The sequence below is a fragment of the Mesorhizobium sp. M4A.F.Ca.ET.022.05.2.1 genome (genome assembly GCF_003998845.1).
GTDB lineage: Bacteria > Pseudomonadota > Alphaproteobacteria > Rhizobiales > Rhizobiaceae > Mesorhizobium.
In genome coordinates, this window is record NZ_RZOJ01000277.1 from 1 (window position 1) to 8,258 (window position 8,258).

Below are 8,258 nucleotides of genomic sequence, written 5' to 3' on the forward strand. Positions count from 1 at the left end.
TCCACGGCCAGAAGCAGATCGGCGTCGACGACGTCAGGGCGACGTCCGGCGACGTGTCAGGCGCCTCTTTCGACGATGCCGTCGATGCGCTGCTGGACGGGAAGATCGCCGATTTCGACACCGCTTTCACGCGACACTGCCAGGGCGGCGGCCAGCCCTTCCTGGTGCTGTCGGCGGCGATGCGGCAATTGCAGGCGATCCAGGCGATGCGCGGCCAGATGGAGGGCGGCGGCCGCAACGCCGCCTCGGTCGTCGCTGGCGCCCGGCCGCCGGTTTTCTTCTCGCGGCGCAAGCTGGTGGAGAAGGCGCTGGAGCGCTGGAGCGTCGAGGCGCTTGGCCGGGCGCTCAACCGGCTGCAGACCGCGGTGCTGCAGACACGCCGGAGGCCGGACCTGTCCGAAGCCCTGGCGCGCCAGGCGCTGCTCGGCATCGCGGTGGAGAGCGCGAGGCTTGGGCAGCGGTAGCTGCCTTCCATTGTCAATTCATGATCATCCCGTCCGCCGCCTGGAAGGTTGGCAGCGCCTGCGGAAACACCAGCACCGCCGCGCCGTAAAGCAGCAAGGCGACCCCCGATACCTTTGCAATCCGCTCTCCTGCCGGAAGGGTCTTTTCCGCAAAGACCAGCAGTGTCACCACGGCCATTGCCGCAATGCTCATGATCCCGAGCGGAAAAAGAGCGAGAAACAGGAGCCAGCAGCAGCCCAGGCAAAACAACCCGTGCCTTACGCCCATATGTACCGCGCCCCAAGGACCATCGCGCCATGAGGTCAGTATGAAGCCGATTGGCGTGCGGCACTTGGCCAGGCACAGATCTTTCAGTGGGGAAAGTTGGTACGCGCCCGCAACCATCAACAGCGCGCCGCCGATGCGCGCGGCCATCGCCGTGGACAATCCCACACGGCCGGCAAGCATCTCCGCGCCCGCCGCGCCGGCAAAGGCGAGAACGCCCATCACCCCCCAGACCAGCATGTACCCGGCCACGAAGATCCAGGTCGAGACAAAGGCATCGCCGCGCCCCTGTTTGCCGGTCTGCACACGGTGAAACGTCAGGATCATCGGCGCGGCCGTCGGGAACATCATGGCGATCATCATGATCGTCCACACTGCAAGAAACAGCGGCGCCTGCATGCCCATGGTCGGTGAGTAGATTTCCATCGGCATGTCGGTGTCCATGCCGATCCGCTGCCAGATCAGCAAGGACCAGGCTGCCGTGGCGACAACGATCAACAGCGCGAGAATGATGTTTCGCTGCAGCGTCAGCGGGTCCGGTCCGACCATGCGCCAGGCCTATTGCTGGCCGGACCAGTTGATCGAGGCGTAATGTCCGTTTCGGCGGGAATTGTCCCAGTGCATGCCGTGGTCGCTGAATGTGCTGCCTTCTACGCCCGCCGCCAGCACCAGCCTCTCGGGATTGACGGGATGGCCGGTCGCCGCCCACATCTCACCACCCTCGCGCATCGTCGGCAGGGGTTCGACCGCCATCTGCATGACGCCTGCAATCTCCGCCGACCGCTTCTTGCCGTCGACTTGGTATTTGATTGGCACCTTCTTGGCTCCGAGGTTGGTGCTGATCAATGGCGCGAAGGCGGCCATCGGGCCGCCCGCGGCGCCGGTGAAGATCGCGCCCAGCGCTTCTGTCTGCTTGTCGTCGGCCTGCTCGTCGATATAGGCGGCAGCCGTCCAATCGCCGTCCGCCATCGGGCCTGGTGTATGGGCGATCATCGCAACGTTGAGGCCATCCAGCCGAACGTCGCCAAATTTGCCCGTGTCGATATGAAAGACCAAGGCAACATCGCAAGCACCTTGCGTCGGCTTCGATGTCAGTTGCGCATTGGTGGAAATCAGGCACGGGCATACGACGTCGCAACTACAATTCTCGAAATAGTCCCCGGACAATTGCCAACTGGTTGCCATTTGCACCTCCCGGCTGCGTCAGGCGCGTCGGCATGGATCGCTTTGGCGAGGGGGTGGCGCCGCCCACGCGTCGTGGGAACGGCAAGTAGCCCACGCCGCGACTGTGTTCGGCACGCCAGGGCATATAATTCAAGTTGCACCTAATGGAGGGTACGCCGATGCCCTGCACTGTCAAGCCGCCGGCTCCGACGCTGAAATCGTTCGAGCCCGCGTCGCTTCTCTCCTTGCTCCGCCCTAGAATGACGACGGCTATGGCTTCCGTCGCACCCTCTGTTCCGTCGCTATAGCCAATCCCCGCTGGTAACGAAATGGGCCGGCGAAGCCGCCAGCCCTTGTGATGTCTATCACCAATATATCAGGCCTGCTTGACCTTAAGCCAGAACTTTATTTGTCGGCTAAATAACGCGCCGCCTCAACGCTCTACCGCTCGTCCTTTAGCCGCCGGCAGAGCTCGTCGAGTTGGTCCAGCGTCCGGTAGTTGACGCGAATTGTGCCGCCGCGCTCCTTATGCTCGATCGAGACGATCATGCCGATCGTGTCGGTGAGCAGCTTTTCCAGCGCCAGCGTGTCGGGGTCCTTTGCGACCGGCTCGGCCTTCTTCGCCTTGACCGGCGTCGGGCCAGCCGGCATCTGCGCCAGCGCTTCGGCCTGGCGCACCGAAAGTCCTTCCTCGACGATGCGCTTGGCGAGGCCTGCCGGATCCTCGGCCGTCACCAGCGTGCGGGCGTGGCCGGCCGACAGCGCGCCGTCGACCAGCATGTCGTGAATCACGTTGGGCAGCTTCAACAGCCGCAGCGTGTTGGCGACATGGCTGCGGCTCTTGCCGATCACCTGGCCGAGATCGGCCTGGGTGTAGCCATGCTCGTCGATCAGTTGCTGGTAGCCTTGCGCCTCCTCGACCGGGTTGAGGTCGGCGCGCTGGACGTTTTCGATGATCGCCAGCTCCAGCGCCGTGCGGTCATTGACCTCGCGCACGATAATCGGCAGTTCGGTCAGGCCGGCGCGCTGCGCCGCCCGCCAGCGCCGCTCGCCGGCGATGATCTCGTAGCGGCCGGGCTGAGACGGCGACGGCCGCGCCACCACCGGCTGCACCACGCCGTGCTCGCGGATCGACTGCGCCAGATCGGTGAGCTCGGCATCGCCGAAATGCCGGCGCGGATTCTTCGGATTGGGGCTGACGAATTCGATCGGCACCTTGCCGTCGGCCGCCATGCTCTGCTTTTCCGGGACTGCGGGACGATCGATCTCGCCGATCAGCGCCGCAAGGCCACGGCCGAGTCTCTTTCTTGAAAGGTCTTCACTCATAATCTGTCCAGATCGTTTCGGTATCGAATCGGGGCTTGGCCGCTATCAGGCGGCGCGCAATTTGCGCTCGCGGCGGATCACTTCCGAGGCAAGCTGCAGATAGGCCTGGCTGCCCGAGCATTTGAGGTCGTAGAGGATCGCCGGCTTGCCGTAGGATGGCGCCTCGGAAACGCGGACGTTGCGCGGGATAATCGTCTCGTAGACCTTGTCGCCCATGTGGGTGCGCACGTCCTGCACCACCTGGTTGGCGAGATTGTTGCGGCCGTCGTACATGGTGAGCACGATGCCCTGGATGGTGAGATCCGGATTGATCGTACGCCGCACCTGCTCGACCGTCTCGAGCAATTGGCTGAGACCCTCCAGCGCGAAGAACTCGCACTGCAGCGGCACGAGAACGGAATCGGCCGCGGCCATTGAATTCAAGGTCAAGAGGTTGAGCGACGGCGGGCAGTCGATCAGCACATAGCCGAACGGCGCCGAACGCTCGGCCGCGGCGCGCAGCGCGTTGCGCAACCGCAGCACCCGGTCCGGCGCCGAGGCGATCTCCATCTCGATGCCGAGCAGGTCGAGCGTCGACGGCACGATGGACAGACCGGGCACCGCCGTCGGCACGGCGGCCGCTTCCAGCTCCAGCTCGCCGGTCAGCACGTCATAGGACGACACCGTGCGATCCTTGCGGTCGATGCCCAATCCCGTGCTGGCATTGCCTTGCGGGTCGAGGTCGACGATCAGCACCTGTTCGCCGATGGCGGCCAGCGCCGTCGCCAGGTTGATCGCCGTCGTCGTCTTGCCGACGCCGCCTTTCTGGTTGGCGACGGTGATAATACGCGGTCCAGTTTTCATGGGTCGATGCCAGTAATTCATTGCGGTTTCGCCGGGCGCAGATTGGTGATTTCCAGGATGACGCCGTGAGGGTCGGTCATGCTTGGATGTTCTACCAGATCGAAGGCCCAGCGGTGAGTGCTTTCTTCCACTTCGGCGCGGTAATCCCGGCCTTTGTGGAAGAGCGCGGGCGCACCCTTGGTCAGCCACGGCGCCGCAAGATCAAGCAAGGCCGGCAGCGCCGCAAGCGCCCGCGCGGTGACGATTTCCGGTTCCGGAACAAGCGGATAGCTGTCGTCGATGCGCCGCGCTACGACACGCGCCGGCAGGTCGAACTGGCCAATGACGGCTTGCAGGAACGAGGCCTTCTTGCGGTTGCTTTCGACCAGATCGATCGAGGCCCCCTCGCGCTCGGCAAGCAGGAAACCAAGCACCAGGCCGGGAAAGCCACCGCCCGAGCCGAGGTCCACCCAGCGCCTGGCCTTTGGCTCGATTCGAGCGAGCTGCGCGCTATCCAGTATGTGCCGGCGCCAGACATCGTCCAGCGTCGACGGCGCGGCGAGATTGATGCTGCGGTTCCATTTCAGGAAGACCTGTTCGAAGGCAACCAGACGCTCGAATGTTTCACGTGAAACCGGGCCCGCGGCCTTTTCCAGGCTCTCCCATGCGGCAGCGCTCACGCGACATGCCTCTGAGCGGCGGCCTCGGCGTTGCGAACATGGGCAACGATGATTGCGAGTGCCGCCGGCGTCATCCCCTCCATGCGCTGCGCATCGGCGATGGAGCGCGGCTGCCGCGTTTTCATCTTCTGCTTCAGCTCATTGGACAGGCCGGGGACATCGGTGAAATCGAGCGAAGCCGGGATCACTCGGCCTTCCTCATGCCGGATTTGCGCGACATCGGCTTGCTGGCGGTCGAGATAGACTGAATATTTCGCTTCCGTTTCGAGGCGCTCGGCCGTCTTGGCGCCGATTGAGGCGAAGCGCGGTTCGACGCGGGCCAGCCAAGCGAGATCGACACCGGGGTAGGCGAGCAATTCATAGGCCGAGCGGCGCACGCCATCCCTGTTGATCTCCAGCCCATGGCGCGCCGCCTCATTGGGAGTAAACAGCACGCTCGATGCCAGTTCCCGCGCCTTTGCAAGATCCTCGTTCATCTCGTTGAAGCGCCGCACCCGTTCCGTCGAGGCGATCCCCAGCCGATCCGCCCTCGGCGTCAACCGCTCATCGGCATTGTCGGCCCTGAGCGACAGGCGGAACTCGGCGCGCGAGGTGAACATCCGATAGGGCTCGGCGATGCCGCGGCTGGTGAGGTCGTCGACCATGACGCCAATATAGGCTTCGGTCCGGCTGAGCACGATCTGCTCGCTGTCGGAGGCCTTGCGCGCGGCGTTCAGACCGGCGAGCAGCCCTTGCGCTCCGGCCTCTTCGTAGCCGGTCGTGCCATTGATCTGTCCGGCGAGGAACAGGCCGCCGACCCGCTTCGTCTCCAACGTCGGCAGCAATTCGCGTGGATCGACATGGTCGTACTCGATGGCATAGCCCGGCTGCAGCATGGATGCCCGCTCCAGCCCCGGAATCGTCTTCAAAATGTCGAGCTGGACGTCCTCCGGCAACGAGGTCGAGATGCCATTCGGATAGACGGTGTCGTCGTCGAGGCCTTCCGGCTCGAGAAAGATCTGGTGGCCTTCACGGTCGCCGAACTTGACGATCTTGTCCTCGATCGACGGGCAATAGCGCGGCCCCACCCCTTCGATCGAGCCGGAATACATGGCCGAGCGGCCGAGATTGGCGCGGATCAGCTCATGCGTCTCCGGCGTCGTGCGCGTGATGCCGCAATGGATCTGCGGGTTCCGGATCGAGTCGGTCAGCAGCGAGAACGGCACCGGATCCTCGTCCGCCGCCTGGCTTTCCAGCAACGCCCAGTCGATGGTCCGACCGTCGAGGCGAGGGGGTGTCCCGGTCTTCAGGCGCCCGAGCCTGAACCCCGCGCGGCTCATCGTTGCCGACAGGCCAAGACTCGCCTGCTCGTTCATGCGGCCGGCGACGATCTTCTTCTCTCCGATATGGATCAATCCGCGCAGGAAGGTCCCGGTGGTCAGCACCACCGCGCCGCAAGCCAGGCGACGATCGCCCGACATCCGAACGGCCGCGATCTGCCCCTCCACGATTTCAAAGTCGAGAACTTCGCCTTCGATCACCTCGAGATTATCCTGCTGCCGAATCGCTTCCTGCATGGCGAGGCGATAAAGCTTGCGATCGGCCTGCGTGCGCGGGCCGCGTACGGCCGGCCCCTTGCGGCGATTGAGCAAGCGGAACTGGATGCCGGCCGCATCGGCGATCCTGCCCATCAGACCATCCATCGCGTCGATCTCGCGCACCAGATGGCCCTTGCCGAGGCCGCCGATCGCCGGGTTGCAGGACATGACGCCGATCGTGGCGAAACGCAGCGTCACCAGCGCCGTCCTAGCGCCGGCGCGTGCCGCGGCGCTGGCCGCCTCGCAACCGGCATGGCCGCCGCCTACCACAACCACATCATAGTGATCGTTCATCTCTTCAATTCCAAAGTCTGAAGTTGCCCGGAGACATGTCCCTGCCGGGCTTCGCTGTCAAGAACGTAGGAGCGGTCTCGTTTCACGTGAAACAATGCCTGTCGTCTGGAAGCCCGGTGTTTCACGTGAATTGCGCTATCCGCCTGCCTCGACAATGTTTCACGTGAGTCATTTGCCGATGCAGAATTGTGAGAAGATGACGTCGAGCAGGTCCTCCACGTCGACAGCCCCGGTGATTCGCCCGAGCCGATCCGCCGCCAGACGCAGTTCCTCGGCGCGCAGTTCCTGGCCTCTTACCGACAGCGCCGCTCCCAGGTGGAAGTTTGTCTCCTTGAGCAATTCGACATGGCGCAAGCGCGATGGCAGGACGTCGCCGATCTCCCCGGCAGCCGCTGCAGCGCGACGCCCGACCTCGGCTAGCAGCTCCGCCAGCCCGGTACCATCCTTGGTCGAGATCATCGCGTCATAAAGCTTCGAGCGGTCAAAGGCCGGCCCGTCCGCAACAAGGTCCGCCTTTGTCCCGATCCTCAGCAGAGGCGCATCGGACGGCACCGCGCCGGCGTCGACGGGCGCCGCCATATCCTCGAGCAACAGCAGCAGATCTGCACCGCCCGCCTTCGCGCGCGCTTTCTCAATGCCGATCGCCTCGACCTTGCCGGGCGCCTCGCGCAAACCGGCCGTATCGGTGACCCGCACACGCATCCCATCCAGATCCAGCACCACTTCGAGCAGATCGCGCGTCGTGCCCGGCTCGTCGGTCACGATCGCCGCCTCGCGGCGGGCGAGCGCGTTGAACAGGCTGGATTTCCCGGCATTCGGCGGCCCGAGGATGACGACCTCGAACCCATCGCGGATGACCTCGGCGGCACGGAACCCGTCGACATGGCGATCGATCTCGCCGATCATCGCCCGCACGTCCGCCCAGACCGTTTCGGCGACAGAGCCCGGCACGTCCTCCTCGTCGGCAAAGTCGATCTCAGCCTCGATCATCGCCCGCGCATGGATGAGCCGCCGGCGCCAGTTCGCATAGAGCTTGCTTTGCGTCCCCTCGGCATTGCGCACGGCAAAGCGCCGCTGCGCCTCGGTCTCGGCATTGACGAGATCGGCCAGCGCTTCGGTCTCGACCAGATCGAGCCTGCCGTTGAGAAAGGCGCGGCGCGTGAATTCGCCGGGCTCTGCGTGCCTGACGCCGTCAAAGCCCGTGATGGTCTCCAGCATCTTGGCCGCCACGGCGCGGCCGCCATGAACCTGGAACTCGGCAATGTCCTCGCCGGTAAAACTGCCGGGGCCCGGCAAGAAGAGAACCAAACCCCGGTCGATCACCGATCCATCCGCCGCTGTCAGCTTGCGATAGACCGCACGACGCTCCTTAACCACTGATCCGGCAATCGTTTCGACCACGAATCGAGTCTTCGGACCGGAAATTCGGATGACGGCGATGCCGGCCGGCAAGCGTCCGCTCGACAAAGCAACAATCGAATCGCTCAAAATCATTTGCCCGCTCTACCGAACCGCCCTAGCTTCCCGCGCAACATCGTTAACCGAGTTTGCCGTCGTGACCTTGCCCGCGCAAAACCTGCTGGCCCAAGAGGCCAGCCCCTACCTGCAGCAGCACAGCGACAATCCGGTGCATTGGCGGGGCTGGTCGCCCGCGGCGCGCGCCGAA

8 protein-coding genes and 1 pseudogene are annotated in these 8,258 nt (G+C 64.4%); 2 read left to right on the forward strand and 7 right to left on the reverse strand.

Going from position 1 to position 8,258, the window contains the following annotated elements:
* Positions 1–464: pseudogene (gene holA, locus EN745_RS24340) on the forward strand (DNA polymerase III subunit delta); the annotation flags it as partial.
* A gap of 13 nt (positions 465–477) precedes the next feature.
* Here the strand turns inward: holA and EN745_RS24345 are convergent.
* From EN745_RS24345 to mnmE, 7 genes are all read right to left on the reverse strand, one after another.
* Positions 478–1,278, reverse strand: coding sequence for a DUF2182 domain-containing protein (locus tag EN745_RS24345; RefSeq protein ID WP_126057333.1), 801 nt, complete (start codon positions 1,276–1,278; stop codon positions 478–480).
* 9 nt (positions 1,279–1,287) lie between these two features.
* Positions 1,288–1,914 carry a DUF1326 domain-containing protein gene (locus EN745_RS24350; RefSeq protein ID WP_127422452.1) on the reverse strand — a complete coding sequence of 209 codons (627 nt, stop codon included), beginning with the start codon at positions 1,912–1,914 and terminating at the stop codon, positions 1,288–1,290.
* 420 nt (positions 1,915–2,334) lie between these two features.
* Entirely contained in the window at positions 2,335–3,219 is an 885-nt protein-coding gene (locus EN745_RS24355; RefSeq protein WP_127422453.1) for a ParB/RepB/Spo0J family partition protein, read from the reverse strand.
* A 45-nt stretch (positions 3,220–3,264) separates the two neighbouring features.
* Positions 3,265–4,062 (reverse strand): ParA family protein, encoded by a 798-nt coding sequence (locus EN745_RS24360; RefSeq protein WP_127422454.1) that lies wholly within the window; start codon positions 4,060–4,062, stop codon positions 3,265–3,267.
* 17 nt (positions 4,063–4,079) lie between these two features.
* Positions 4,080–4,721, reverse strand: a complete 642-nt coding sequence (gene rsmG, locus EN745_RS24365) for a 16S rRNA (guanine(527)-N(7))-methyltransferase RsmG (RefSeq protein WP_127422455.1) — start codon at positions 4,719–4,721, stop codon at positions 4,080–4,082.
* Positions 4,718–6,592 carry a tRNA uridine-5-carboxymethylaminomethyl(34) synthesis enzyme MnmG gene (gene mnmG, locus EN745_RS24370; protein WP_127422456.1) on the reverse strand — a complete coding sequence of 625 codons (1,875 nt, stop codon included), beginning with the start codon at positions 6,590–6,592 and terminating at the stop codon, positions 4,718–4,720. Before mnmG ends, rsmG begins: the two co-directional genes overlap by 4 nt.
* Positions 6,593–6,760: 168 nt before the next feature.
* The gene (gene mnmE, locus EN745_RS24375) at positions 6,761–8,086 is read right to left on the reverse strand and encodes a tRNA uridine-5-carboxymethylaminomethyl(34) synthesis GTPase MnmE (RefSeq protein ID WP_127422457.1); all 1,326 of its coding nucleotides are present in this window, start codon (positions 8,084–8,086) and stop codon (positions 6,761–6,763) included.
* Between mnmE and EN745_RS37180 the strand changes: the two genes are divergently transcribed.
* On the forward strand, positions 8,022–8,258 hold a 237-nt coding region (locus EN745_RS37180), incomplete at its 3' end, for a DUF255 domain-containing protein (protein ID WP_245487821.1). The two genes, mnmE and EN745_RS37180, sit on opposite strands and share 65 nt — an antisense overlap.

What these genes read in the sequence shown, in the direction of transcription:
- EN745_RS24345 (WP_126057333.1), bottom strand. Translation starts at nt 1,278, where the DNA reads ATGGTCGGACCGGACCCGCTGACGCTGCAGCGAAACATCATTCTCGCG.
- EN745_RS24350 (WP_127422452.1), bottom strand. Translation starts at nt 1,914, where the DNA reads ATGGCAACCAGTTGGCAATTGTCCGGGGACTATTTCGAGAATTGTAGT.
- EN745_RS24355 (WP_127422453.1), bottom strand. Translation starts at nt 3,219, where the DNA reads ATGAGTGAAGACCTTTCAAGAAAGAGACTCGGCCGTGGCCTTGCGGCG.
- EN745_RS24360 (WP_127422454.1), bottom strand. Translation starts at nt 4,062, where the DNA reads ATGAAAACTGGACCGCGTATTATCACCGTCGCCAACCAGAAAGGCGGC.
- mnmG (WP_127422456.1), bottom strand. Translation starts at nt 6,592, where the DNA reads ATGAACGATCACTATGATGTGGTTGTGGTAGGCGGCGGCCATGCCGGT.
- mnmE (WP_127422457.1), bottom strand. Translation starts at nt 8,086, where the DNA reads ATGATTTTGAGCGATTCGATTGTTGCTTTGTCGAGCGGACGCTTGCCG.